The sequence below is a fragment of the Streptomyces sp. NPDC052064 genome, assembly GCF_055585925.1.
The window spans coordinates 95,631-119,889 of sequence record NZ_JBVJJE010000004.1 but is presented as its reverse complement, the minus strand read 5'-3'; the positions used below and the strand labels follow the sequence as shown (position 1 = coordinate 119,889).

At 71.9% G+C, this 24,259-nt stretch carries 19 protein-coding genes; 8 read left to right on the top strand and 11 right to left on the bottom strand.

What is annotated here, in order from left to right:
- Positions 1-14: 14 nt before the first annotated feature.
- The 6 genes from ACZ6TU_RS11785 to pgfA form a co-directional block, all read right to left on the bottom strand.
- The gene (locus ACZ6TU_RS11785; RefSeq protein ID WP_467668869.1) at positions 15-755 is read right to left on the bottom strand and encodes a class I SAM-dependent methyltransferase; all 741 of its coding nucleotides are present in this window, start codon (positions 753-755) and stop codon (positions 15-17) included.
- Positions 752-1,999, bottom strand: coding sequence for a condensation protein (locus tag ACZ6TU_RS11780; RefSeq protein ID WP_467668871.1), 1,248 nt, complete (start codon positions 1,997-1,999; stop codon positions 752-754). The genes ACZ6TU_RS11785 and ACZ6TU_RS11780 overlap by 4 nt, the downstream gene beginning before the upstream one ends.
- Positions 1,996-6,171, bottom strand: coding sequence for a DUF3367 domain-containing protein (locus tag ACZ6TU_RS11775; RefSeq protein WP_469547937.1), 4,176 nt, complete (start codon positions 6,169-6,171; stop codon positions 1,996-1,998). The genes ACZ6TU_RS11780 and ACZ6TU_RS11775 overlap by 4 nt, the downstream gene beginning before the upstream one ends.
- A complete protein-coding gene (locus tag ACZ6TU_RS11770; RefSeq protein WP_469547935.1) occupies positions 6,168-6,878 on the bottom strand; it encodes a class I SAM-dependent methyltransferase in 711 nt (236 codons plus the stop codon). The genes ACZ6TU_RS11775 and ACZ6TU_RS11770 overlap by 4 nt, the downstream gene beginning before the upstream one ends.
- A 71-nt stretch (positions 6,879-6,949) precedes the next feature.
- Positions 6,950-8,101 (bottom strand): glycosyltransferase family 4 protein, encoded by a 1,152-nt coding sequence (locus tag ACZ6TU_RS11765; protein ID WP_467668877.1) that lies wholly within the window; start codon positions 8,099-8,101, stop codon positions 6,950-6,952.
- A gap of 207 nt (positions 8,102-8,308) precedes the next feature.
- Complete coding sequence (pgfA, locus tag ACZ6TU_RS11760; RefSeq protein ID WP_469547932.1) at positions 8,309-9,304, bottom strand: cell envelope lipid trafficking protein PgfA; 996 nt, start codon at positions 9,302-9,304, stop codon at positions 8,309-8,311.
- A gap of 215 nt (positions 9,305-9,519) precedes the next feature.
- On the opposite strand from pgfA, the gene ACZ6TU_RS11755 reads away from it, so the two are divergent.
- Together ACZ6TU_RS11755 and ACZ6TU_RS11750 are read left to right on the top strand one after the other, a co-directional pair.
- Entirely contained in the window at positions 9,520-9,672 is a 153-nt protein-coding gene (locus ACZ6TU_RS11755) for a hypothetical protein (protein ID WP_467668881.1), read from the top strand.
- 2 nt (positions 9,673-9,674) lie between these two features.
- Positions 9,675-10,919 carry a PucR-like N-terminal domain-containing protein gene (locus ACZ6TU_RS11750; protein ID WP_467668883.1) on the top strand — a complete coding sequence of 415 codons (1,245 nt, stop codon included), beginning with the start codon at positions 9,675-9,677 and terminating at the stop codon, positions 10,917-10,919.
- A gap of 41 nt (positions 10,920-10,960) precedes the next feature.
- Here ACZ6TU_RS11750 and ACZ6TU_RS11745 read toward each other — a convergent pair whose 3' ends face one another.
- Positions 10,961-12,973 (bottom strand): TerD family protein, encoded by a 2,013-nt coding sequence (locus ACZ6TU_RS11745; RefSeq protein ID WP_467669103.1) that lies wholly within the window; start codon positions 12,971-12,973, stop codon positions 10,961-10,963.
- A 239-nt stretch (positions 12,974-13,212) separates the two neighbouring features.
- On the opposite strand from ACZ6TU_RS11745, the gene ACZ6TU_RS11740 reads away from it, so the two are divergent.
- Together ACZ6TU_RS11740 and ACZ6TU_RS11735 are read left to right on the top strand one after the other, a co-directional pair.
- Positions 13,213-13,986: an IclR family transcriptional regulator gene (locus ACZ6TU_RS11740; protein WP_467668885.1), complete on the top strand. Its 774-nt coding sequence runs from the start codon at positions 13,213-13,215 to the stop codon at positions 13,984-13,986.
- Positions 13,983-14,858, top strand: a complete 876-nt coding sequence (locus ACZ6TU_RS11735) for an SMP-30/gluconolactonase/LRE family protein (RefSeq protein ID WP_467668887.1) — start codon at positions 13,983-13,985, stop codon at positions 14,856-14,858. The genes ACZ6TU_RS11740 and ACZ6TU_RS11735 overlap by 4 nt, the downstream gene beginning before the upstream one ends.
- A gap of 30 nt (positions 14,859-14,888) precedes the next feature.
- Here the strand turns inward: ACZ6TU_RS11735 and ACZ6TU_RS11730 are convergent, their stop codons facing one another.
- Genes ACZ6TU_RS11730 through ACZ6TU_RS11720 form a run of 3 tightly spaced genes read right to left on the bottom strand, consistent with a single transcriptional unit; the run spans position 14,889 to position 18,117 of the window.
- Entirely contained in the window at positions 14,889-16,292 is a 1,404-nt protein-coding gene (locus ACZ6TU_RS11730) for an NAD(P)/FAD-dependent oxidoreductase (RefSeq protein ID WP_469547929.1), read from the bottom strand.
- Positions 16,289-17,509 (bottom strand): MAB_1171c family putative transporter, encoded by a 1,221-nt coding sequence (locus ACZ6TU_RS11725; RefSeq protein WP_467668891.1) that lies wholly within the window; start codon positions 17,507-17,509, stop codon positions 16,289-16,291. The genes ACZ6TU_RS11730 and ACZ6TU_RS11725 overlap by 4 nt, the downstream gene beginning before the upstream one ends.
- Positions 17,506-18,117, bottom strand: a complete 612-nt coding sequence (locus ACZ6TU_RS11720) for a toxin-antitoxin system, toxin component family protein (RefSeq protein ID WP_467668893.1) — start codon at positions 18,115-18,117, stop codon at positions 17,506-17,508. Before ACZ6TU_RS11720 ends, ACZ6TU_RS11725 begins: the two co-directional genes overlap by 4 nt.
- A 237-nt stretch (positions 18,118-18,354) precedes the next feature.
- On the opposite strand from ACZ6TU_RS11720, the gene ACZ6TU_RS11715 reads away from it, so the two are divergent.
- The 4 genes from ACZ6TU_RS11715 (at position 18,355) to arfA (ending at position 23,109) form a co-directional block, all read left to right on the top strand.
- Positions 18,355-19,713, top strand: coding sequence for an extracellular solute-binding protein (locus ACZ6TU_RS11715; RefSeq protein ID WP_467668895.1), 1,359 nt, complete (start codon positions 18,355-18,357; stop codon positions 19,711-19,713).
- Positions 19,710-20,651, top strand: coding sequence for a carbohydrate ABC transporter permease (locus tag ACZ6TU_RS11710; RefSeq protein ID WP_467668897.1), 942 nt, complete (start codon positions 19,710-19,712; stop codon positions 20,649-20,651). Before ACZ6TU_RS11715 ends, ACZ6TU_RS11710 begins: the two co-directional genes overlap by 4 nt.
- Entirely contained in the window at positions 20,648-21,502 is an 855-nt protein-coding gene (locus ACZ6TU_RS11705; RefSeq protein WP_451104701.1) for a carbohydrate ABC transporter permease, read from the top strand. The genes ACZ6TU_RS11710 and ACZ6TU_RS11705 overlap by 4 nt, the downstream gene beginning before the upstream one ends.
- A gap of 92 nt (positions 21,503-21,594) precedes the next feature.
- A complete protein-coding gene (gene arfA, locus ACZ6TU_RS11700; RefSeq protein WP_467668899.1) occupies positions 21,595-23,109 on the top strand; it encodes an arabinosylfuranosidase ArfA in 1,515 nt (504 codons plus the stop codon).
- A gap of 16 nt (positions 23,110-23,125) precedes the next feature.
- Here the strand turns inward: arfA and ACZ6TU_RS11695 are convergent, their stop codons facing one another.
- A complete protein-coding gene (locus ACZ6TU_RS11695; protein ID WP_467668901.1) occupies positions 23,126-24,232 on the bottom strand; it encodes a hypothetical protein in 1,107 nt (368 codons plus the stop codon).
- Between the last annotated feature and the right edge of the window lie 27 nt (positions 24,233-24,259).

Below are 24,259 nucleotides of genomic sequence, written 5' to 3'. Positions count from 1 at the left end.
CCCCACCACATGGGCTACGTCCTCCTGGCGTGCAGCAGCAGGATCGACGCGATCTGCGGCCGGGCACAGGCCAGCCGGTCCAGCGGCCGCAGCGGGCGCGGTACGCCGTGGAAGGGGGCGCCTTCGAGCCGTACGACCGTGAACCCGGACGCGGCGACGAACTCCCGCAGCGCGCGGGCGGTGTAGAGGCGCAGATGCCCTACGACCTCCTGGCCCGGGCGGCCGTGGATGCCGCGCAGGCTGACCTCCGAGAAGACGGGCTGGACGCCGGCGAGCAGCAACGCGCGGTTGTACCAGGCGGCCAGGTTCGGCGTGGACAGCATCAGATGCCCGCCGGGCCGCAGGATCCTGCGGATCTCGTCGAGCGCCGCGTCCGGGTCGACGAGATGCTCGATCACCTCGCTGAACAGCACGGCGTCGGCCGATTCCGGTGCGAACGGCAGTCCGCCGCCGGTGAGTTCGCCGCGGACCGCGTAGGGGATGCGGGTGCGGGCGCGCCTCAGGGCGTCCTGGGACCAGTCGACGCCGATGAGGCGGTGGCCCGGGAGGAAGGGCGCGGCGGTGGCGGCGGCCGTGCCGTCGCCGCAGCCGATGTCGAGGATCGTCTGCGGCTTGGGGTCCGCCGGGCCGAGTGCCCCGGCCAGCATGCGGGCCTGGCGGACGCTGCGCGGGGTGCCGGAGGCGACGGGGACGGCGGGGTTCTCGTAGAAGTCGCGCAGGTCGCGGGGCGGGGGCGCCGGGGTGGTCGTCGTCACGAGGTCACCTCCGTGGTGTGCAGATAGTGCTCGAACAGGTCGCGGAGGTGAGCGCCGTCGCCGTGGCCGAGCAGGGCCCGGGACCAGCGCAGGGCCAGGTGGAGACGGCCGGCGGTGGAGGCGGTGGTCACGGTGAGGCCGCGCGGCATCCGGGCCGGTGCCGAGAACCAGACCGCGTGCGCGCGGCCCGTCTCCTCCCCGAAGTCCAGGGGGTACGGGATACGGCCGATGTTGCTGAGCAGGGTCGTCGACGTCCAGGGCGCGGCGGCCCGGCGCAGGGCGCGGGTGAGGGCGGCGCGGGCGGCGACCGGGGCCCAGGGTGCGGTGAGGAGGGCGGCGCCGTGTCCCAGTTGGGGGCGGGGGAGGGCCTTCAGCGTCCGGGTCCGCTCCGCGGTGCGCCGGAGGAGGGCGGACATCTCCGGCTGGTCCAACTCGGCCGGTGCGAAGGGGACTTCCACCAGGCGGGTGCCGTTGCCGATGGGCATCGTGGTGTCGCGGGGGCGGTCGTCCACGGGCATGGTGATGCGGAGGGGGCGGGGGCGTGCGCCGTGCTCCCTGTTCCAGTGGGCGATGGTCAGGGCTGTGGTGACCATGAGCTGGTCGTTGACGGTGTAGGGGGAGCCCTTGGGACGGTGGGGGAGGGGGAGCTCCGTCACCAGCATGCCGTTGCCGGGGGAGGGGGCCGGAGTGCCTGGCGCCACCCGTGCGGGGGGTGACCAGCTGGTCGGGGTGTCCGAGGGGTCGTGGCGGGGCTCCGCGGGTCTGACCGGGGGTGCCGCGGGAGCGTTGTCCCTGCCTCCGTAGAGTTCAGCGGCCGTGGCCAGGACGCGGAGGCAGGCCGGGCCGTCGAGGGCGGTGTGGTTGATGGTGAGGAAGAGGACCGAGTCCACCACTTCGAGCCGTATCGGCGGGGACACCGACAGCGGAGGTGCCTCCGCCAGGGCCCGGGCCCTGGCGTCCTGGAGCGCCCGCGGCCCCGGCGGGGCGAAGGTCACCACCTCCACGTCGGGCTCCGGCGTCAGCTCCCACTCGTACCGCCGCCGGTACCACGGCCCTTTCGCCTCCCGCATCAGAATGCGCGGATGCCGGTGCAGGGCCTCCGTGAACGCCTTGCGCAGACGGGTCTGGTCGACGGGGCCGGGGAGGTGGACCTCGATGTGGACCGTTTCCGGTTCCTGCTCCTGGAGGCAGTGTCGGGACACCTCGTCCACCACCGGGAACGGGATGCGTACCGGTGCCGTCATACGGGCTCGCCCTTCCCCGTGTCCGCCGTCCTGGGCAGCTGCTGCGTCGGTGCCTCGGAGGAGGGCCCCTCTCGCAGGCTCACCGGTCCCGCGAACAGGCCGATCAAGGCCAGCAGTTGGGCCGTACGGCCGAACGTGCCCTCGCCCGCGCCCACCGGCTCCCCGGCCCCGATCGCGGCAACGACCCCCGCTCCCGCCAGCGCCACGAACGCGATCGGCACCAGCAGCGTGTGTCGCCTGGCCGCGAGCAACGCCAGCGCCGGGACCAGTAGCGCCAGCCAGCCCGCGATCACCGCTCCGACCAGCGTCAGCGCCACCGTGCCGAGCCACAGGCCGGGCAGCGGCGGTGCCGGTTGCGGTGCGTCGGGGTTGGGGGCGCGGCGGCGCCAGAGCGCCAGGCCCAGCAGCACCGCGATGCCGGCGCCGCTGCCGATCAGACCGGCGTCGTACGTGGTGGCCGGTTCGTACGACAGCTTGACCGTGCCGCCCGCCCCGGCCGGGATCCGCCAGCCCTGCTGCCAGCCGTCCAGCCGCAGCGGGGTGAGTTCCTTGCCGTTGAGGGTGGCCTTCCAGCCGTCGTTGTAGTTCTCGTACGTCGTCAGGTAGGAGGCCGCGCCCGAGCCGACCGCCACCTCGCGCCGGTCGCCCAGCCAGTCCCGGACCCGCAGCTCACGTCCGACCGCGGCGGCCTCCGGCACCGTCCCGCGGGTCAGGGTGACGTCCGTCAGCGCGAGGGGACCGGCGTCGCCGCCCTCCAGCCGGTGGTCGCCCGAGGACAGCTGTACCTCGCTGTCGTTCCGGCCCTGCCGGCAGAGCGTCACCTCGACGGACCGCCGTTCCACCAGGTCACGCACGGTGCCCTTCGCGCCCGTCTGGTACAGCTCGCCGTCCAGCGCCACGTCGGGGCCCTTGCCGCACGGCAGGGAGAACTTCCGAGTGCCGTCCGGCTGCGGGGTGCGGTACTGGTCGAGGGCCGGGAGGTACGCCTCCGTCAGGCCCACGGGCAGCCGCAGATCCTCGTCGGCGACCGGGTTGTGCAGGGTCAGCGGGGCCGTCTCGGTGATCGTGATGTCGAGGCGGTCCGTGGTGATCGGCGGGAAGCGGACCCAGCCGTTCTCGTCGACGCCGGCGATCGTCGCGCCGTCCGGGGAGCTGATGTGCACCTGGGAGGCGCGGGTGGACAGGCCCCCCGCGGGGGCCAGGACCAGCTCGCCGACCGGCTGCTTGCCCTCCCAGCGCAGGTGGATCGTCGGCCGGTCGCCCGCGATCCACGCCGTCGTCAGGTCGCCGTCGGTGAGGTTGCGTGCCGCGAGGCCCGCGCCGAGGCCCGCCGTGGAGTCGGCGGTGGCGACGATCCGGGACTGCTGCTCGGGCGCGGCCTCGTACAGCAGCCGGTCGAGTTCCTCGCCCGGCACCGGCACCGCGCTCGCCGTCACCTCGTACGTCCCGGCGGCCGGTGTCGTGAAGCGGCGGTGCAGTCCGGCCTCGGTGCCGGCCGCGGAGAGGCCGGTCGGGTCGGAGGCCCGGTGCAGGGAGACGACCGTGGCGTCCGACGTCGCGTCCTCCGCGTCCGTCGGGAGCCGCAGCAGCCGCGTCACCTGGACGTCCGGCAGGTCGATCTCGGAGAAGCCCGCGCCCGTGAGTCCGGCCCGGCGCTCCACCGAGTCCACGATCGTCAGCTTCATCCACCGCGTGCCGCCCTCTGGCGCCTTGACGCTCTGCGCCGTGCCGTTCGGCCGGAGGAAGCTCGTCCGCTCGCCCTTCTCAGTCTCCACCCGCACCTTCGTCGCGGCCGCCCGCACGCCCTCCTGCGGCAGCGGCGTGACCTTGAAGGACGACGGCATGTCGTAGGAGCCGGTGAAGCCGATGCGCAGCCACTGCCCGTCCGGCGTGTCCGGCGAGCCCTCCGTCCACGCGGTGTCCGGGTTGCCGTCGAAGGCGTTCACCGGCTCGAACTGCGGCAGATGGAAAAGCCAGTTGCCGTACGAGGAGGCCGTCACCGAGCGGGCGCCGCGCAGTTCGGCCACCGTCTGGTGGTCCGCGCCCTCGGTCGGCAGGATCTGGCGCGGCTTCTCGCCCGGGTCCTGCTGGGCGTCGGGCGCGTTGCGCTCGTCCCGCGTGTACGTGTACGACGTACCGGCGTTGACCACGCCGAACCGGGTGTCGGCGCGCCGCATGCCGTCGCCCACCACCTGCACCGCCGGGGTGCCGAGCCCCGGGTGGTTGTCGCCGGTCAGGACGGTCGCCCGCCCGCGCAGTCGCGATGCCAGCGGCAGCAGCGCCTCCGGGCCGCCGGACACCACGGCCGTGTCGGAGACCGGCATGAGTCCCGCCTGCCCGGGCCGGAGCACGTCGTCCCCGGCCGGCCGGTAGATCTCCACCGCCCGCTGCCGCGGGTACAGTCCCTCGACCTGGAGCGGGGCGTCCCGCGCGATCCGGCCACCGGTCATCACCGGCCCCAGCCCCGTCACCCGCTCGTACCCCGACTGTTCGAGGGTGCGCTTGACGGTCGCGGTCGGCACGTAGCCGATCTGGTCGGGATCGAGATCATTGCGTACGACGACGTAGTACAGCCCGGCCCGGCTCAAGTAGTCGGCGAGACCCGGGACTTCGGCACCCGACATCAGCGCCTGCTCGACGGCGTCCATCGCGCGCCGGTTGCCGGGCGTGCCGAACGGGACGTAGTCGCGCTGCGCCCACCGCGATTCGGCGAGCACGTCGAGCGGCTGGTCGATGGGCGAGCCCCAGGTGTAGACGCCGTGGGCGGTCGCCGGGACGACCAGGGCGCGTGAGTCGGGCGAGTACTTCTCCAGCCAGTCGGCCGTGGCCTGCCAGTAGGTGGGGAGTTTCTGGAAGGAACCCGGGTTGAGGATCGAGCCGTTGAGGTACGGCCACAGCAGCCCCGGCAGCATCAGCACCGCCACGACCAGCGGGGCGAAGCGCCGGCCGCGTACCGGGCGGGCCCCGCGCGGCTCGGCGGCCACACCCACCAGATGGGCGAGGCCCAGCACGAACGCCAGCGCCAGGCCGGTCTGGAACTTGTAGATGTTCCGGAACGGCGACAGCCACCCGTCCAGCCAGCCCTGCACGACCCCGTGGAACGGCGCCCCGAACGCCCCGCCGTACCCGGCGAGCAGCACCAGCGCCGCGACGAGCACCGTCAGCACGAGCCACCGCCGCTCGGGCATGTCCCGCCGGGCGAGCCCGGCAAGACCGAGCCCGGCTGCCAGGGCCGAGCACACGATCACGACGACCGACGAGGCCACGGCCCACCCCGCGGGCAGCCACGCCTCACCGAAGTGCAGATAGGCGACCCAGTTCCCGGCGCCGCGCAGCGCCTCGGTCGCCGACATGGTGTCCGTCGTCGTCTGCGAAGTCTCTATGTACGGCAGGAAGTTCTCGCCGTAGACCCCGAGCAGCAGCAGCGGCACCCACCACCAGGCCGTCACGACGATCACGGCCGGGGCCCACCAGGCGATCAGCTTGCGCTGCCGTGGCCCGGGCGGCCGGGACAGCAGATACAGCCCGGCCGGCAGCAGGGACGCCAGCGTCGCCGAGGCGTTCACGCCGCCCATGAACGGCACCAGCAGCGCCGACCGTAGGGCCGCGACCCGGGCCGCGTACCGCTCGTTCGTCAGCGGCAGCAGCACCCACGGCAGGAACGCGCCGGGCAGCGCGGCAGCCGACGTCGACCCGATGACGGTGGTGAACACCGGCCACAGCGCGTACGCCACGGCACCCAGCAACCGGGACGCCCCGCTTCCCACCCGCAGCCGCTCGGCCAGCCGCAGCGCACCCCAGAAGGCGACCGACACGACGATCGAAAGCCACAGCCGCTCCGCCAGCCACACCGGCAACTGCACGAGGTCGCACAGCCAGTAGAACGGCAGCATCGGCCACAGATAACCGACGTACTGGTCCTGGATCCCACCGAACCCGGCCCGGTCGTGCCACAACTGCCCCAGGTCGGCGAGGAACTGACCCGGGTCGACCGTCACACCGAGCTTGGTGTCGAACGTCTGCCGTCCCGGCTGCACCGCCAGGAACAGCACGAACACCACGGCCCAGAAACCCAGCAGCCAGCGCCGCGACCGCGGGCCCTCGGGCGGGCCCGCCGCGGTCGCGGTGGTGGGGACGGCTGCCGGTGGAGGAGCCTGGACCGTGGTTGTCATGTAGGACACCGCCGCAGGATGAGGAGGAGGTTCCAGGTGGCGAACTCGCGGATGCCGGGCGCCTTGACGACGGCCTCCGCGAGGAACGGCCAGTAGCGGGAGCGCGCCGAGACGACCGTGACGTCGTCCCGGGCACGCACCTGCCGCAGGGTGGATCCGATGTGCACCGCGAACAGGTTCTCGCCGAGCGTGTGCTTGGCGGGCCTGCCGGTCCGCCGCAGATAGCGGGCCCGGGCCCGCTCGGCACCGAAGTAGTGCCACGGGGCCCACTCGTGCCCGCCCCACGGCGACAGCCAGTTGGTGAACGACACGTAGATCAGCCCGCCCGGCCGTGTCACCCGGGCCAGCTCACTCAGGAACGTCTCCGGGTCGGCCACGTGCTCCAGCACGTTGGAGGAGAACGTGACGTCCGCGACGCCGTCCCGCAGGGGCAGCAGGTATCCGTCGGCGACGACGGCCGAGTCGGGGGGCTTCTCGCCGAGTTCGGCCATGTCCGGCTCGAAGAGGAACGCGTGCGCTCCGCGTCGCCGGAACTCCTCGGTGAAGTAACCGTTGCCGCCGCCGACGTCGATGACGGTACGCCCGGCGACGGGACCGTCGTAGGCCTCGACCTGATCGGCGGCGTCCCGGGCGAGCAGCGAGTAGCAGCTCTCGGGATCGTCCTGTTCGTGGAGGAAGGCACGGAACAGGGCGAGAGACCGGCGCAAGGAGGGGTCGCTCCCATGGGGGCGCGCGGCTGTGGCATGGGCGGCTCCGCCGCGTGGGCGCTTGGGCGGTATCACGGGGCCCAGCCCCTCACCGCCTCCGCGGCCACCGCCCGAAACTGCCGCACAGTCCGGTCCCACCGGAACTGCGCCGCCCGCTCCCGGGCCGCCTTGCCCATCAACTCCCGCCGCGACCCGGACAGGCCGAGCGCACACCACGCGGCGGCGAACGAGGACTCACCGCGCGCGAGGACTCCGGTCTCACCATCCACCACGGAGTCCTTGAGCCCCGGCACGTCGAAGGCCACGGTCGGCGTCTCCCGCGCCGCGGCCTCCGTCACGACCAGACCCCACCCCTCCACGGCGGAGGGATGCAGCAACAACCAGGCCGCGCACAGCAGCCGATGCTTTTCGGCCTCCGAGACATAGCCGGTGAACTCCACACCGGGCCCGGCGAGTTGCTCCAGTCTTGCTCGCTCGGGTCCGTCCCCGACGATGACGAGCCGCCCGCCGGTGACCGGCCGCACCCGCTCCCACAACCGCAGCAGCAGATCGATCCGCTTGTACTCGACCAGCCGGCCGATGGCGACGAACAACGGCTCGGGGGAGCGCTCGGCCCGCGGCGCCGGCTCCTCGACGCCGTTGTGCACGACCCGGATACGGTCCCGCTCGACGCCGATCGCGCGCAGCGCGTGGGCGGTGGAGGAGGAGACCGCGACCAGCAGACTGCGCTGCTGCGCCCCGGTCAGGGCCCAGTGTTCGAGTCTTCGGCCGATCCGCGCGGCCGGCGCCAGCGGCCCGCCGAAGCGCATCTTCCACAGGTCGGTGTGGACGTGGTTGACCAGGCACAGCGTGGGCCCGGAGTGCCACAACGGCGCCAGGTACGGCATGCCGTTGCACACCTCGACCAGCAGATCGCAGTCGCCGACCTGGCGGGCGAAGGCCGACCGGGCGCGCAGGTAGTGCCCGTACGGGCCGCCCGCCGACACGACCCGGTAGTCCCGGAAGGCCGCAGGGCCCCCGCACAGCAGGGTCACCTGGTGGCCGAGCCGGGTCAGGCCGTCGGCGAGTTTGTCGACCAGCAGCTCGGAGCCGCCGGCGGACGGATTGTCCAGATCGCGATGGGCGAGGAAGACGATCCGGCGCGGATGTGGGGGAAGCGCCGGAAGGTGCTGCGGCGCGCTGGGGGACGCGGCGCGCAGCTGGGACGGCACGTGCTGGGGCATGGGTGCTCCAACTCGTCTCGGGGTGCGGAACTCAGCGTGGGGGCAGGTCTGGCTCTGGGGGGTCTTGCTGTGGGGGGCCTGAGCCCTTCCTGGGAGGGGAGTGTGGACGGCTTGTGCTGGGGTGGGGTTGGACAGTTTTCGCCCGGACGTTCTCCACGGCTACTCACCGGCGTGACAATTTCGGGCTTTGTTAGAGCTGACGTCACATCACATCGTGAGGGTGGGCTGGGGCGTACTGGACGTATCGGATGGAGTGGGCTGCTCCGGCTCCTTCCGCCCACGCGCCACCAGAACGCCACCCGCCACCGCGAGCAGCGCACCCGCCACACCGGCCCCGATCGGCAACGTCGTTCCCACCAGGCGCAGTTGACCGCTGTCCCGCTTGGCCTGCCGCACCGCCTCCCTCTGCGTCTCGGCCGTGAACGAGACCTTCCGGCTGTCCAGCAGCACCGCCGCGTCCTTCTTCCCGCCCGGCGCCCGCAGGGTCCGCTTGGGCCCGGTCTGCGCGTAGATCACCCGGCCGGTGGCCTGGTCGACGACCAGCTCGAAGCCGTGGTTGGAGTACCACTCCTCGGCCAGCACCTGCGGTCGCCCCGGCTGGTCGACGAGGCTGCCGGGCACCATCCGCGTGCCGGTCCTCGTCGGCGGCACGGAGCCGGTGAACTTGTAGCCCGTGTAGCCCTGGACCTTCTCGGTGCCCCGGTAGCGCAGCACGACCGTGTCGCCGAGGGTGTTGTCCCACCACTGGTACGAGCGTTTCCGCACGTCGAAGGGGAACTTCAGATAGGCCTCGCCCTCGATGTAGGGCTTCTCCCCGCAGCAGTGCACGGGCCGGGTGGTCTTCCGGTCCATCACCCAGCGGTGCGGCGTGAAGTCCAGCGCGTCGTGCGGGTCGGCGGCCGGCAGCGACTTGTCGGTGTCGACCGTGGTCGTCACGTCCCAGACGGCTTTGCCGCTGCGTTCGCTGTCCTCGACGTTGCCCCGTACCCGCTGGGTCACCGTGATCTTCCGGTCGGGCACCGTCTCGATCCGGTCAGTGTCGAAGACGCTGCCCCGGCCGGTGTAGACGGCGGTCGTGTCGATGTCGATCGGGTTCACCGCGGCACGCGGCTGCACGTACCAGGCGAGCAGTGGCGCCAGCACCAGGAGGAACGTGCCGAGACCCAGCAGGATCAGGGAAAAAGGAGAGGTTGTACGGCGCATCCGGGCACTCCAGTGGCTTGGGACGGCTCGACGTACGAGAGGGCCGGCACGGCGGAGAAAACAGCGCGTGCGGCTGGGCCGGGAACCGTAGGCGGCTCTTGACGGGGTGTCAATGCTTGTCGAGACTGGGGCGCGACAGGCAGGGACGGGGTGCCGGGGTGGGGCAACCTCCGGACGATCTCCGGGCGAATCCGGACAGAGAGGCTGACCCTGCGATGTCGAGACTGCTCGCTGCCGCGCTGACCGTCGCGCTCGCCGCCGCCCTTGCCGTGTGCGCCGCGCTGGGCGTCGTCGCGCTGCTCGAAGCCACACCCGACCAGCCGAACACCCCCCTGATCACCTACGAGCAGACCGGGCAGGGGAGTTGACGGTGACGGCCGCCCGCACCGGAACCGTCACCACGCGCTCCGCCTGGCACGACGTACCGCGCTTCCAGGTGCGCCGGTTCGCGGCGATCGCCATGGCCGAGGCGCCCGCGCTCGCCGAGGAGATCCTCTGCGAGATCCAGCGCGAGTACCCCCATCTGCCCGTCGTCCTCGACGATTCCGGCGAGCCCATGGCCCTGGTCGGCATCCGCCGCGCCATCGAGGTCTTCGTGCAGCACCTGGAGCACTCGGAGGGCCGGCCCACCGTCCCGCCCGGTGTCTTCCAGGACTTCGGCCGCGGCGAGGGCCTGAACGGCCGCTCGCTCGACTCCCTCCAGGCCATCTACCGCATGGGCGTACGCCTGGCCTGGCGCCGCTTCGCCGACATCGGCCAGCGCGTGGAGATCCCGCCCCCGGCGATGTACGAACTCGTCGACGCGGGCTACGAGTACCTGGACGGACTGGTCGACCAGTCCGTACGCGGCTACGCCGAGGCCGCGGCCCGCCAGGCCGGCGAACGCCTGCGCCTGCAACGCCGCCTGATGGAACTGCTCCTGGCCGAGCACCATCGCGGCGACCCCGTCGAGGCCCTGACCGAACGGGCCGCCCGGATCGGCTGGCCCTTACCCGCGAAGGTCGCGGTCGGCGTCCTGCTGCGCCCCGCCCGGGAGGCCATGGCGCCCGCGGTCGGCCAGGGCGTGCTGCTCGACATGGAGTACGAGCAGCCCCGCATGGTCGTGCCCGAGCCGGACGCCGCAGGCCGCCCCGAGCTCCTGCACCGGGCCCTGGCCGGCTGGTCCGGCGCGATCGGCCCGCCCGTGCCGCTCACCGACGCGGCGAAGTCGCTGCGCTGGGCCGAGGCCGCCGTACGCCTCATGGAACGGGACCTGCTCCCTTCGGGCGAGGTCCTCCACTGCACCGAGCACACCGAGGCGCTGGTCCTCCTCCAGCCCGAGGAACTCATCGACGACCTTGCCCTCAGGTGCCTGGCCCCCCTCACCCACTGCGGCCCCACCCACGGCCGCCGCCTCGCGGAAACCCTCCTGGCCTGGCTGGAGACCCGGGGCGGAGCGCCCGAGGTCGCGGCCCGGCTCGGCGTCCACCCCCAGACCGTCCGCTACCGGCTCCGCCAGATCCGGGAACTGTGGGGCGACGAGATCGACGACCCCGACCGGCGCTTCGAACTGGAACTGGTGCTGCGGGCGCAGCGGCTGCGGGGGGAGTTGGGGGCAGTGCGTCCGCGGCGGTGAGCCGGGCTGCGCACCCGGCGATGATCACCGCCGCCCTGGTGTCACACCGCGGCCCGCTCCTTCGCCGTGGCCCGCCCGGATGCCGGAGCGTCCAGATGGGCCACCACCGAGGTGTAGAACCGGTGCACGGCGTCGTCGACGCTGCGGACGAAGCCGGACTCGGCGTTGCCGCGCCCGCTGCCCATGCCCTTGAAGAGGGACAGGCGGAAACCGGTGATGCGGGTGGCGCTGTCCTTCGGGAGCAGGTCCGCCGGTTCGGGCCGCAGCCGCTCCAGCGTGCCCCGGGGGCCGCCTGCCCCGCCTTCCACGAGCGTCTCGACGTGCAGATCCGCCGGCGCCTCGGCGAGGCGCCGGACCAGACGCTTGGCCCAGGTCAGGGGGTAGCCCTGCTCGGGTGCCGGGATCTCCACGGACGCACGCAGCTTGGCGGTCCGCAGATCCGCGCTGACGGTGAGCAGGCCGGGCGCGCCCTCGACGCGCAGCTCCGCCTGGAGCCTGCCCTCCACGCACAACTGGTCGGCCAGGCGGGCGCGGCGGGCCCCGGGATCGATTCCGCGCCTGGTGCGCTGGGCGGGCAGTACCTTCTGCCCGAGCTCACCGCCGAGCCGCAGGCACACCTGGCGGATGAGCCGCTCCCAGCTCTCGACGACCTCCAGGGCTCGGGGGTCGCCCTGGCAGAGCGTCTCGTCACTGATGCCGTTGCGGACCGGCACCCAGGCCGAGCCCATGTTCTGGAACCCGTGGCAACCGGAGTTCTCGTGCTGGAGGTAGTGCAGAAGATCCTGGAGCAGCCAGGTGCGCGCCGCGTTCCCGACACCCTCGTGACGGATCAGCATCTGGGCCTGATGGGCCACTTCGGCCCACGACAGGTGCCAGAGAGCCACCTGATGCTTGCGCCGCCGGTCGATCTTCACGTCGACCAGCGGGCTGCCCTCCAGCGCGACGTCGTTCGACAGCGTGATCACGGCCTCGTAGCCGCGGCGGGCCGCGATGTCCATGTAGGCCTGCACCTGATCGGACTTCAGGGGATTGCCGTTGGTCTTGGTCTCCACGAGCGCCGTCCACAGCTTCCCGGCGCGCTCCACGCGGATCACTCCGTCGGGGCGCCGAGGTGTGTCGCCGTGCGGCAGGGACACCTCGGTGAAGGTCTCCATACGGCCGGACGGCGCACCGAAGGGAGCGGTGATCCGCCTGCCGAACCGAGGCACCTGGGCCATCACCGACAACAGCACCGAGGTGGAGCGCATCTCCCGGTCCCGGTCGCTCTTGAGCGCCGACACCGGAAAGAGCCGGGCCTGCTTCCAGGACTCGTTCTCCGCCAGGCTCTTCACGGGCGCCCTGGGCGGCGTGACCTTCTTCTTCGCGGTCCGGGGCCGGGCCGTCCGCTTCTTCGGGGCGGCTTCCTCGTCGGCCGGCGGGCGCGGTGCCGGCACGGCCTCCAGCGTCGTCCGCGGCTCGGCGGCGGGAGGGACGACGGCGGATGATTCCTCCTCGACGGCCTCCGCGGACTCCGCTTCGTCGTCCTCGATGTCGACGCCGAAGTCCGTCGCCAGCCCCGCCAGCCCGCTCTCGTACCCCTGCCCGACGGCCCGGAACTTCCACTCCTCACCGCGCCGGTACAGCTCGCCGAAGATGATCGCGCTCACCGGTCCGGCGTCCTCGATGACGAACCGGAGGAGGCTTTCGCCGCCGGCGTCCGCCAGCGTCACCTTCAGGTCGTCCAGCTCGCCGAAGCGCGCCCCCTCGTACCGGCTCGCGGCCACGACGATCCGCTCCACCTCGGCCGGGACCGCGGTCAGGTCGAAGCTGATCCGGTCCTCGCTGCCGTCTCCCGTCGGCTCTTTGCCGAGGAGCTGCACGCTGCCGTCGGCGGCCACCGGGTTGTTGTAGAAGTAGAAGTCGGCGTCGCTGCGTACCTTGCCGTCCGCGTTCAGCAGCAGGACGGACACGTCGGCGTCGCCCTCACCGGTCGGGCTGGACCAGCCCAGACTGACGATCGCGGATTCGATGTTCTCGCTCAGGGCCGTCAGAGACACGTTCGAGCCCATGGTCATATCGCGCACAGAGATCCCCCCACCCTTGCGACACCTGTGACGTGTCGCACACAGGGCACTTTAATGTGCACTGAACGTGCCGGTGGTGTGCTCGTGGGTTTCCGCCCGCCAGGTCTCTGCCCATTGCCCGGGCAAACCTCTATGGCTAGCCTGTGTTCGTCATGCCGATCGCCTGTTGATATCTCGAACGTTGATATCGCGAACACAGGCGCCTGAGACATATAGGGAGGGGGCCGGTCGTGGGACGCCTCGTACCAGCCGTGACCCGGGCTCTCGACATTCTCGAGCTCTTTCTCGACGGGGACGGGACGCTCTCCGCCCCCGACATCGTGCGCAAGCTCCAACTGCCGCGCACGACCGTGCACGAGCTGGTGACCACGCTCGCCGCCCGGAAGTACATCGTCCCCGTGCCCGGCCAGCCCGGACGCTACCGGCTCGGCGTACGCCCGTACCAGCTCGGCGCCCGCTACGCCGAGCAGCTCGACCTCGCCGCCGAGGGGCAGCAGGTCGCCCGGTCCGTCGCCGAGACCTGTGACGAGACGGTGCACGTGGCGATCCTCGAGGACACGGACGTCATCTACATCGCCAAGGTCGACTCCACACACGCCGTGCGGATGGTGTCGGCGGCCGGGCGCAGGCTGCCCGCCCACTGCACCTCCGTCGGCAAGATGCTGCTGGCCTCCCTTCCCGAGCACGAGCTCGCCGCGCGGTTCCCCGACGACGCCGAGCTGGTCGCGATGACCCCCAACAGCATCACCGACCCGGCCGCCCTGCGCGAGACCCTGACGGAGATCCGTCAGCGGGGCCTCGCGGTCGAGAACCGCGAGTCCAACCCGGACGTGAGCTGCGTGGCCGCGCCGGTCCGCGACCGCACCGGCCAGGTCGTCGCCGCCCTGTCGATCTCCGTGCCCATGATCCGCTGGAGCGAGGAGCGCCGCGCCGAGCTGGAGCAGCTCGCCGTGAAGGGCGCCGCCGAGCTGTCCGAGCACCTCGGTCACCGGAGCGTGGCATGACGACGACGCCGTACGAGGTCGCCGTACGGGCCGAGGCCGAGCTCGGCGAGGGGCCGACCTGGGACGCGGCGGCCGGCCGGCTCCTCTGGATCGACATCCTCGGCTGCCGGGTGCACACGTACGACCCCGTCACCGGGCGCCGCACGGTCCGCCGGACGGAACAGCACGTGGGAGCCGTCAAGCCGCGCACCGGCGGGGGACTGGTGCTGAACCTGCGCGACGGGGTCGGCCTTCTCGACCCCGACGGCGACCCCGACGGCGACTCCCACGGCGGCTTCCGCTGGCTGCACCACGAGCCCGTGCCCGGCCGCCGCGCCAACGACGCCGCCGTCGCGCCGGACGGCTCGCTGTGGGCCGGCACGATGCGCTACGACGAGGCACCCGGGGGTGGCACGCTGTCCCGGATCACCGGTGACGGCTCGGTCGAGCTGGTCCGCGACGACGTGGCGGTGAGCAACGGCACGGGGTGGAGCCCCGACGGTCGGCTCATGTACTACATCGACTCTCCTACCCGGCGGGTCGACGTCTTCGACCACGCGGACGGGCGGCTGTCCGGGCGGCGGACCCTCGCCGAGATCGAGGACGGCGCGGGGTTGCCCGACGGGCTGACCGTGGATGCCGACGGTTGTGTGTGGGTGGCACTGTGGCAGGGGGCGGCGGTACGGCGGTACACGCCGGAGGGACAGCTGGATCGGGTGATCGAGTTGCCTGTGCCCTTGGTTACGGCTTGTGCGTTCGGTGGAGCCGGGCTGAGTGATCTGTACATCACTACGGCCAGGACGGGGCTGACGGAGCCGCCCGCGTTGGCGGGGTCGGTGTTCGTGGTGCCGGGGGCCGGGAAGGGGCTGGTGCAGCCCGCGTTCGCCGGCTAGGCACCTCGCAGCGCCGGATTGCGCACCCGCCTAGACCAACCCGACGGCCTTCCGCTCCTCGGGCGTCAGCGGCGGAGCCGTCAGCGCCGGCTTCAGCGGCCCCACCACCGCCGCCACCATCACCGAAGGCGTCAGCAACACCCCCGCTCCCCGCTCCAGCGACGTCACGTCCGTCACCCGGCGGGCGATGCGGCCGTTGCCCGTCGCCGTGTACATCAGCCGGTCGACGTACGCCGTCACGAGTCGGTCCCGGAGCGTGGGGCCCTGCTCCGTCGCGCCCGGGTAGAAGACGTCCTGCCCGATCGCCAGGTCCCAGGCCGCGCCGACCGGGCGGGACACCGCCTTCTGGATCAGCCGGGACAGCCCGGGAGCCGCCCAGCCGTGCCGCCGTACCGTGTCCCGCATGAGGAGGGCGCTCTGCGCTGCGACGGCCAGGCCGTGCCCGTAGACCGGGTTGAACGCGGCGAGGGAATCGCCGAGGACGGCGAAGTTCGCGGGCCACACCGGCATCCGCTCGTAGAAGTACCGGCGGTTGACGGTGGTGCGAGTGAACGCCACGTCGGACAGCGGCTCGGCCCGTTCGAGGAGTTCGCCGATGACGGGGTGCAGCAGTTCCTCGCGGGCGAAGCGGACGAAGTCGTCGTTCTCCGGGGAGGGCCGGCCGCCCCGGGTGCCGCACAGGGTGACGATCCAGCGGCCTTCCTCGATGGGCAGCAGGAAGCCCGCCCGGCCCGGTCCGCCGTCCCGCCGGTCGGGCTGCACGTTGATGACGGGAAAGCCGTCGCGGGCCTGCTCGGGGGCGAGGTAGAGGCGGCTGGCGTACGCCAGGCCCGCGTCGACCTCGCGTCGCTCCGCCGGGGGCAGGCCGAGGGCGGTCAGCCACCGGGCGGCCTGGGAGCCGCGGCCCGAGGTGTCGACGACCAGGTCGGCGGAGAGGGTCTGCTCGGGGCCTTCGCTCGGCCGGATCCGTACGCCTGTGACGGCCGCGTCCGTGCCGGTGAGGCCGACCGCCTCCGCCCGCTCGACGACCTCGATCCGCCGGTCGGCCAGGACCCGGGCGCGGACCGTCGCGTCCAGCAGGTCCCGGCCGGCGAGGATCACGTGGTGGGACTCGGCCCAGCGCCGGAACCAGCCGCGCGTCCCCAGGGCGACGACGTCCGTCGTGACCGGCCGCCGGTTCGCCCCGGCCTCCCGGAGCACCCCGGTGATCCCCGGCAGCAGTTCCTCCATGGCCTGCGCACCGCCCGACCAGAGCATGTGCGCGTGCCGGGCCTGCGGCAGTCCCTTGCGGGGGCCGGGGGCGGTGGGCAGTGCGTCGCGCTCCACGACGACGACCCGGTCGGCGACGTCGGCCAGGGCGCGGGCCGCGAGCATGCCGGAGTGGGACCCCCCCAGGACGACGGCGGTTCTGGCGGGGGTGGGACGGTCAGTCATGCGCGGGCGTTCTCTCTCCCGGGGGCGGCCGCGCGTGAGCGTACCGCCTCGATGTGGTCGCGGTGACGCAGGGCCAGGGACACGGCCTGGATCTCCTGGAGCAGGTAGGCGGTGTCGGGACCGGACGGGGAGGCGGCGCTGTCGGTCTGCGGGGCCCGCTCCCGAGCGGCGACGGCGTCCAGGATCGTGACGGCGGCGGCCAGGGCCTTCGCCCGGCCGGGCTCGAACCCGAGGCCCAGGGCGGCGTCGTGGGAGCGTTCCCGCAGGTCCTCGTCGAGGTGCCGGGAGAGCTGGAGGAGCACGTCGCGGATGTACGTCTCGCGGCGGATCAGGCGCAGTTCGCCGGTGGCGCGCGGGGTGAAGGGGGCCCCGCCGCCGTTCACGGTGCGCAGCAGCAGGTAGAGCGGGCGCAGCTGCCGGTGGGCGAGCCGGATGCGCCAGCGCTCGTGCAGGTACTGGCCGCCGTGCGGGATGATGAAGCCGATCGCGACCGTGGTGGCCGACAGGCAGGCGGCCGAGGGCGCCAGGTAGGTGCTCAGCCAGTCCAGGTCGTGGCCGGTCATCCGGGCTGTGACGGCGGTGAGTTTGGCGACGTCGAAGAGCAGGTTCGTCGCGTAGCCGACGCCGAGGAACCTGAGGCCCCAGCGCAGCCAGGCGTCGAGGCCGTCCGTGCGGACCCAGTTCCAGATCAGCCGGGCCGTGACCGAGCAGGCCACGGTGTGCGCGAGCAGGTAGAGCAGGATCTCCTCGCGCATGAAGGGCGTGTTGGCGTAGTACGTGTCCAGGTCCCGGCGGCGTTCCACGGGGACGTCCGCGAGCCAGAACAGCATCCACAGGGCGACGACCACGCCCGCGTAGGCGAAGACCACCCAGCGGGCGGCGCGGCGGGTCGAGGCCGAGCGGTCGGACAGGCCGTTGCGCCAGGCGACGATCAGCAGCAGCCAGGACGCACACAGCGCGGTGAGCAGCGAGTACACCAGCGGGGCCGCGATGTTCGGCACGCCGGTGACGCGGTTGGTCCAGCCGATGACCGACGGGGACGCGAAGACGAACACGGCACAGGCGAACAGCAGCAGTCCGCCGACGGCCCGCAGCATCGGGTCCCGCCACATCCTCACCAGGCTGGGCAGTTTCATGACCAGGGCGATCGTCAGCGCCCCGATCGGCAGCCAGAAGGAGACGGACAAGGCGTCGAGGCCGTCCCGCGCGTGGGTCATCGCGCGCCGCCTCGGCGTCCGCGGTAGCCCATCGACCGCCGCACCGGGTCGAGCGCGGCATCCGGATCGTCCGGGACAGTGCTGTCCGCGAAGGTGCGGAACACGGCCGCCAGCCGGTGCCCGAACTCGTCGGCCTCGGCCTCGTCCCGCTCGCGCGAGCCGTCCCGGGCCGCCACGGCCAGCACCACGGACTTCCAGCCGGGCTCGCGGTCCAGGGCCCGGGCCGCCGCCGCACCGGCGACATGGTGGTGCCCGTGCCCCGCGTGCAGATGCCACAACTCATGCCCGAGGATGACCAGTTGCTGCACCGCCTCGGCCCGTTCCTCGACGATGACCAGGTCGAAGTCCTGGAACTCCACCCACAGCCCGGTCACTTCGATCTCGTCCGGAAACCGTTCAAAACGCAGCTCGACGGGACGCCCGCCCCGCCGCGCGCTCATCTCCTCGCACAGCGCCCGGCACAACGACCGTACGCCGTCCGGGACCTGCTCCCGCGCCCGGACCGCGGCGGCGAGCTCGGCGGCCAGGCCTCGCATGGCGGGCCCAGTCCGCGACCACCTGAGCGCGGCGGCGACAAGGGCCCTGGTCCGCGCGCCCGCGATGTCCATCGCTCCCCCTTCTCACCGCCGGCCGACGGCTTGGCCGCGCGTCCGAGACTACGCGCCCGAAAGTGTTCGCGTCATGAGATCCGGCGCCCGTAGTTCAACGGGGAACGACCGTTCCTGCCCGAAAGTCGTGACCGAAGTTCCGAGCCGACCATTGACGCGCAAGCGCTTCGAACCTACGGTCCCGTTCGAAGTCACGAGCACCTACCGATATATCGAACACGACAGCAAGGGCAGGGCATGGGACGACCTGACCTGAATCGCAGGCAGCTTCTCGGCGGGCTCGGAGGACTCTTCGTCGCGAGCAGCTTCGGTTTCGCCGCGCTCGGCACGGGCGCCGACGCACTCGCCGCCGACGCCGACACCCGCGTGCGCTACTGGAACCTCTTCAGCGGCGGCGACGGATACAACATGATCGCGATGCTGGACGCCTTCCGTAAGGCCAACCCCGACATCGCGGTGAAGGACTCCACCCTCCAGTGGGGCAGCCCCTTCTACACCAAACTCGCCATGGCCGCCGCGGGCAACCGCGCACCCGACCTCGGCGTCATGCACCTCGGCCGGGTCACCGGCTTCTCACCCGGCCGCTTCCTGGACCCCTGGGACCTGGACCTGCTCGCCAAGTACGGCGTACGGGAAGTGGACTTCAACCCCGCGCTGTGGAAGCGCGCCGTCATCGACGGCAAGCTCTACGCCCTCCCGCTCGACATCCACGTTCAGCTCTGCTTCTACCGCAAGGACGTGCTGAAGAAGGCGGGGCTGCTCGGCGACGACGGCCGCATCGTGCCCGTCACCTCCGCCGACGAGTGGTTCGACGTGCTGAAGGAGGCGAAGAAGGCCACGAAGAAGGGGCTCCAGACCATCGGCATGTGGTCCACCGACCAGAACTTCCAGTGGTGGTTCTTCGTCGCCTTCTACACCCAGCTCGGCGGCACCTGGTTCAACGCGGCCAACACCGAGGTCACCTTCGACACCGGCAAGGCCACCCAGGTCCTGGAGTTCCTGCGCCGGCACATCACCGACGGGTACTCCAACCCGCGCTTCGCGGGCCTCGCCGGCGCCGAACAGTTCGTCAACGGCTCTCCCTTCGTCTGGGAGGGCAACTGGTCGGTGCCGGTCTACTCCGGGGCCGAGGTCGACTACGGCGCGACCCCGCTGCCGCCCGTCTTCGGCAAGCCGGCCACCCACGCCGAGTCGCACGCCTTCGTCCTGCCGCACCAGTCCGACCGCGGCGGCGCCACCAACGAGGCGGCCCACCGGCTCGCCGCCTACGTCGTCCGGCACGCCCGGCAGTGGGCCGCCGGCGGCCACATCCCGGCTTACACGCCGACCCTCTCCACGGCCGCGTACAAGGCGCTGAACCCGCAGAGCGAGTACGTCTCCGCCATGGAACACCAGGCCACCGAGCCGAAGGTGTGGTTCGCGGGCTCCACCGGCATCCTCGCCCAGCGAGTCGGCCCGATCGTCGTCGCCTCGACGATGGGCTCCGCCAAGCCGGAGACCGCCGCCCGCCGGATGCAGGGCGCACTCACCCAACTGCTCGCCATGAAGAACCCCATGGACGGCAGGACAGCCGCAGAAGGAGGTGCGACCGCATGATGGCGACCAGCGCCCAGACCATCGCCGCACCCGCCCGCGCCAGGACCGTCGCCGACAGCGCCGGACTCCGCCGCGGGCAGGGCTTCCAGCACGGCGGCTGGTTCGTGGCCCCGTTCCTCCTCCTGTTCACGCTCTTCGTGATCTGGCCGCTGCTGCGCGGCGTCTACCTCAGCTTCACGGACGCCAACATCTCGGGCGAGGGCGCGAGTTTCATCGGCCTCGACAACTACCGCGAGGCCATCGACGACCCGCTGGTGTGGGACTCCCTCGGCCACAGCACGTACTTCACGCTCCTGGTCGTCCCCTGCATCACGGTCCTCGCCTTCCTCCTCGCGATGCTCGCCCACCACATCGAGCGCGGCAAGTGGCTGTGGCGGCTGTGCTTCTTCGCCCCGTTCCTGCTGCCGTCCACCGTCGCGGCCAACCTGTGGCAGTGGCTCTTCAACCCCGGCACAGGAATGATCAACTACGTCTTCGGCAGCGAGACGCCGTGGCTGACCGACAAGTCGTACGCGATGCTCGCCATCGTCATCCAGACCCTGTGGTGGACGGTCGGCTTCAGCTTCCTGCTCTACCTGGCCGCGCTCCAGGGCATCCCCGGCCACCTCTACGAGGCCGCCAAACTGGACGGCGCGAACGCCTGGCACCGCATGGTCCACATCACCCTGCCGATGCTGCGCAACATCACCGGCCTCGTCGTCGCCCTCCAGATCCTCGCCTCGCTCCAGGTCTTCGACCAGGCCGTCGTGATGATGGACTTCCTCCCCGGGCCCGAGGGATCGACCCGCACCTTCGTGCAGTACACCCTCGAAGAGGGCTTCACCAGCTACCGCGTGGGCTACGCCTCCGCGATCTCCGTCATCTTCTTCGTGATCATCGCGGCCGTCGCCCTCGCGCGGATGTGGCTGCTGCGCACCCGTGAGGAGAACGCCCGATGACCACCGCCGTACCGGTGAAGCCCCGTAAGCCGTGGACCCCCAGCCAGATCGTCCTGACCCTCCTCGGCACCGCCGTCTCGGCCGCCTTCCTGGCCCCCTTCGCCTGGGCGCTGTTCACCTCCCTCAAGTCGGAGACCGAGGCGGTGGAGGTCCCGCCGCACTGGCTCCCGCAGGACTGGACGGGCCAGGCCTGGAAGGCCCTCTTCGAGACCGGCAACATCACCAACTGGTTCGTCAACTCCGTGGTCGTCTCCGTCTGTGTGACGTCCGTGGTGCTGCTCGTGAGCGCACTGGCCGGATACGGCTTCGCCCGCACCGAGTTCCGCGGCAAGAAGCCCCTGATGGGCCTGGTCATGGCCGGCCTGATGATCTCGCCCGCCGTCCTCGGCGTGCCGCTCTTCACCACCGTGCAGCAGATGGGCATGGTCGACACCTACTGGGGCATGATCCTGCCGCAGTGCGCACCCGCCGCGATGGTCTACATCCTCTACAAGTTCTTCCAGGGCATCCCGCGCGAACTGGAGGAGGCCGCCTTCATCGACGGCGCGGGCCGCTGGCGCGTCTTCTTCACCATCGTCCTCCCGCTCTCCCGCCCCTCCCTCGCCGCCGTCGGCATCTTCACGTTCATCGCCTCGTGGAACAACTTCCTCTGGCCGTACATGGTGACCAACAACCCCGACCTGATGACCATGCCGAACGGCATCGCGACCGTCATGAACTCCTACGGCATCCAGTGGGCCCAGCTCATGGCCGGCGGCCTGATGGCGGGTCTGCCCCTGATCATCGTCTTCGTCTTCTTCCAGAGGCAGATAGTGGCGGGCGTGGCCCACACGGGCTTGGCCGGGCAGTAACGGACCTGAAAGGGGCGCGAGGAACTGCGCGAACAACCCCCACGAACCCGCAGTCGCCGGCAACAAAGAACCACCCACCCCGAAAGGCGAAAATGCACAAGGCCCGCTTCACCCTCGACCCAGCCTTCACCGTCGGCGAGGTCAACCCTCGCCTCTTCGGCTCCTTCGTGGAACACCTCGGCCGCTGCGTCTACACCGGCATCTTCGAACCCGACCACCCCACGGCCGACGACAAGGGCCTGCGCCAGGACGTCCTGGACCTCGTCCGCGAACTCGGCGTCACCGCCGTCCGCTATCCCGGCGGCAACTTCGTCTCCGGCTACAAGTGGGAGGACTCGGTGGGCCAGGCCGAAGAACGCCCACGCCGCCTCGACCTCGCCTGGCACTCGACGGAGTCAAACCGCTTCGGCCTCTCCGAGTACATCGACTTCCTCCGCAAGATCGGCCCCCAGGCCGAGCCCATGATGGCCGTCAACCTCGGCACCCGAGGCGTCGCGGAAGCCCTCGAACTCCAGGAGTACGCCAACCACACCGAGGGCACCGCCCTGTCCGACCTTCGCGTCACCCACGGCGACAAGGACCCCTTCGGCATCAAGCTGTGGTGCCTCGGAAACGAGATGGACGGCCCCTGGCAGACCGGCCACAAGACCGCCGAGGAGTACGGCCGGGTCGCCGCCGAGACGGCCCGGGCCATGCGCCAGATGGACCCCGGCGTCGAACTCGTCGCCTGCGGTTCCTCCAGCCAGTCCATGCCGACGTTCGCCGAGTGGGAGGCGACCGTCCTCGAGGAGACGTACGACCTCGTCGACTACATCTCGCTGCACGCCTACTACTGGCCCGAGAACGGCGACATCGACTCCTTCCTGGCCTCCGCCGTCGACATGGAGTCCTTCATCGACAACGTCGTCGCGACCGCCGACCACGTGGGCGCGCGCCTCAAGTCGAAGAAGCGGATCAACCTCTCCTTCGACGAGTGGAACGTCTGGTACCTGCCCGAGTGGGAGGCGCGCGCGAAGGAATTCGAGCAGGATGACTGGCCCGAGGCCCCTCGCCTCCTGGAGGACAACTACAGCGTCACCGACGCCGTCGTCTTCGGCTCGCTCCTCATAGCCCTGCTCCGGCACGCCGACCGCGTCACGGTCGCCTGCCTCGCCCAGCTCGTCAACGTCATCGCGCCGATCATGACCGAGCCGGGCGGCCCGGCCTGGCGGCAGACGACGTTCTTCCCCTTCGCCCAGGCCGCCCGGTACGGCCGCGGCCAGGTCCTCGACGTCCGCGTGGACTCGCCGACGCACGAGACGAAGAAGTACGGCGAGACCGACCTGCTGCACGCCACCGCCGTACGCGCCGAGGACGGCACGGTCACGGTCTTCGCGGTCAACCGCAGCCGCACCGAAGCCCTCCCGCTCGACGTCGCCCTGAACGGCCTCGACCTCACCCGGGTCGCCGAGCACAGCGTTCTCGCGGACGCCGACCCCGACGCCCGCAACACCCTCGACGCCCCCGAGCGGGTCGCCCCGCACCCGGCCGACGGCACGGCCCTCCAGGACGGCACGCTGAGCACCGTCCTGGAGCCGCTGTCCTGGAACGTGATCCGGCTGGCCTGACAGCCGGTCCGACGCGTCAGCGTTCGATGCGCAGCCGGGCGGTCGAGGACGGCGGAGGCGACGTGGTGCCGACCGCCCAGTAGCCGTCCGAGCCCGGCACCGTCGCAAGGGCGTTCACGACGACGGGGGTCGTGGCCACCGGCCCCCGCTCGCTCACCCACGCCGTGCCGTCCCAGCGCAGGTAGTGGGCCCGGGTCTGGTCCCAGAAGTCCCACCCGGAGATACGGTCGGGACGCCCCTGGGCGTCGCCCACGATGCCGGTCAGCACTCCCACGCCGAACGGTGCCGTGACGTACTCCCAGCCGGTGCCGTCCCCGTGCAGCAGCCGGACGGCGGGGGGCTTGCCTGGCGGGCCGCCGATGCCGTAGTCGTAGCCGGTCATCCAGATGTCGTCGCGGGCGACCGGGAGCAGCCCGGTGAAGCCGGCACGGACCCCGCCGGGCGCCGGCAGCATGGTCCAGGCCGCTCCGTCCCAGCGGGCGACGAGCTCGCTGCCGTAGACCCAGACGTCGCCGCAGGGCGCGCGGTGGATGCCGTAGGGCGGGATGGTGGTCGTGGCCGGGGGTGCCTCCAGCCAGGCCCACTTGCCCCGGTGGCCGTGCAGCAGCACCGAGCCGTCGCTGTTCCGGCCGGAGACCCAGACGTGGCCCCGGGGGCCGGTCGTGACGGCGGCGAGGGACGTGCCGGGCGCCCCGCGCCCGGGGAAGTCGGCCTCCCGCCACGTCTGTCCGTCCCAGGCGAGCAGCCGGGCGGTGCCGGAGGTGTCGGTGCCGACGGCCCAGGCGCGGCCGTCGGACGCGGCGGCGACGGAGCCCAGATAGCCGCCGAAGCCGGGGTCGGTGCGCTGCCAGGCGGTGCCGTCCCACACGAGGGCCAGCGCCGTGCCCCGGGCACTGCCGCCGCGGTCCTCCTCGCCCACGGCCCAGGCGAGGTCCGGACCCGCTGCCGCCACATCGAGCAACTGCGCGGCCGGGGTGGCCTCCGGGACGGGGACGGCCTGCCACTCGCGGGCCTCACCCAGGAGACCGGGAGCCGCCCAGGCCGTTCCGCCCCGCATCGAGGAGAGCCCGAGCCCGGCCCCGACCAGTCCGCCCAATCCACCGATGAAACGCCGTCTTCGCACGAGGTTCCCCTCCCTGTCGGCAGCCCT

What these genes read in the sequence shown, in the direction of transcription:
- ACZ6TU_RS11780 (WP_467668871.1), bottom strand. Translation starts at nt 1,999, where the DNA reads ATGACGGCACCGGTACGCATCCCGTTCCCGGTGGTGGACGAGGTGTCC.
- ACZ6TU_RS11775 (WP_469547937.1), bottom strand. Translation starts at nt 6,171, where the DNA reads ATGACAACCACGGTCCAGGCTCCTCCACCGGCAGCCGTCCCCACCACC.
- ACZ6TU_RS11765 (WP_467668877.1), bottom strand. Translation starts at nt 8,101, where the DNA reads ATGCCCCAGCACGTGCCGTCCCAGCTGCGCGCCGCGTCCCCCAGCGCG.
- pgfA (WP_469547932.1), bottom strand. Translation starts at nt 9,304, where the DNA reads ATGCGCCGTACAACCTCTCCTTTTTCCCTGATCCTGCTGGGTCTCGGC.
- ACZ6TU_RS11755 (WP_467668881.1), top strand. Translation starts at nt 9,520, where the DNA reads ATGTCGAGACTGCTCGCTGCCGCGCTGACCGTCGCGCTCGCCGCCGCC.
- ACZ6TU_RS11745 (WP_467669103.1), bottom strand. Translation starts at nt 12,973, where the DNA reads ATGACCATGGGCTCGAACGTGTCTCTGACGGCCCTGAGCGAGAACATC.
- ACZ6TU_RS11735 (WP_467668887.1), top strand. Translation starts at nt 13,983, where the DNA reads ATGACGACGACGCCGTACGAGGTCGCCGTACGGGCCGAGGCCGAGCTC.
- ACZ6TU_RS11730 (WP_469547929.1), bottom strand. Translation starts at nt 16,292, where the DNA reads ATGACTGACCGTCCCACCCCCGCCAGAACCGCCGTCGTCCTGGGGGGG.
- ACZ6TU_RS11725 (WP_467668891.1), bottom strand. Translation starts at nt 17,509, where the DNA reads ATGACCCACGCGCGGGACGGCCTCGACGCCTTGTCCGTCTCCTTCTGG.
- ACZ6TU_RS11720 (WP_467668893.1), bottom strand. Translation starts at nt 18,117, where the DNA reads ATGGACATCGCGGGCGCGCGGACCAGGGCCCTTGTCGCCGCCGCGCTC.
- ACZ6TU_RS11715 (WP_467668895.1), top strand. Translation starts at nt 18,355, where the DNA reads ATGGGACGACCTGACCTGAATCGCAGGCAGCTTCTCGGCGGGCTCGGA.
- ACZ6TU_RS11710 (WP_467668897.1), top strand. Translation starts at nt 19,710, where the DNA reads ATGATGGCGACCAGCGCCCAGACCATCGCCGCACCCGCCCGCGCCAGG.
- ACZ6TU_RS11705 (WP_451104701.1), top strand. Translation starts at nt 20,648, where the DNA reads ATGACCACCGCCGTACCGGTGAAGCCCCGTAAGCCGTGGACCCCCAGC.
- arfA (WP_467668899.1), top strand. Translation starts at nt 21,595, where the DNA reads ATGCACAAGGCCCGCTTCACCCTCGACCCAGCCTTCACCGTCGGCGAG.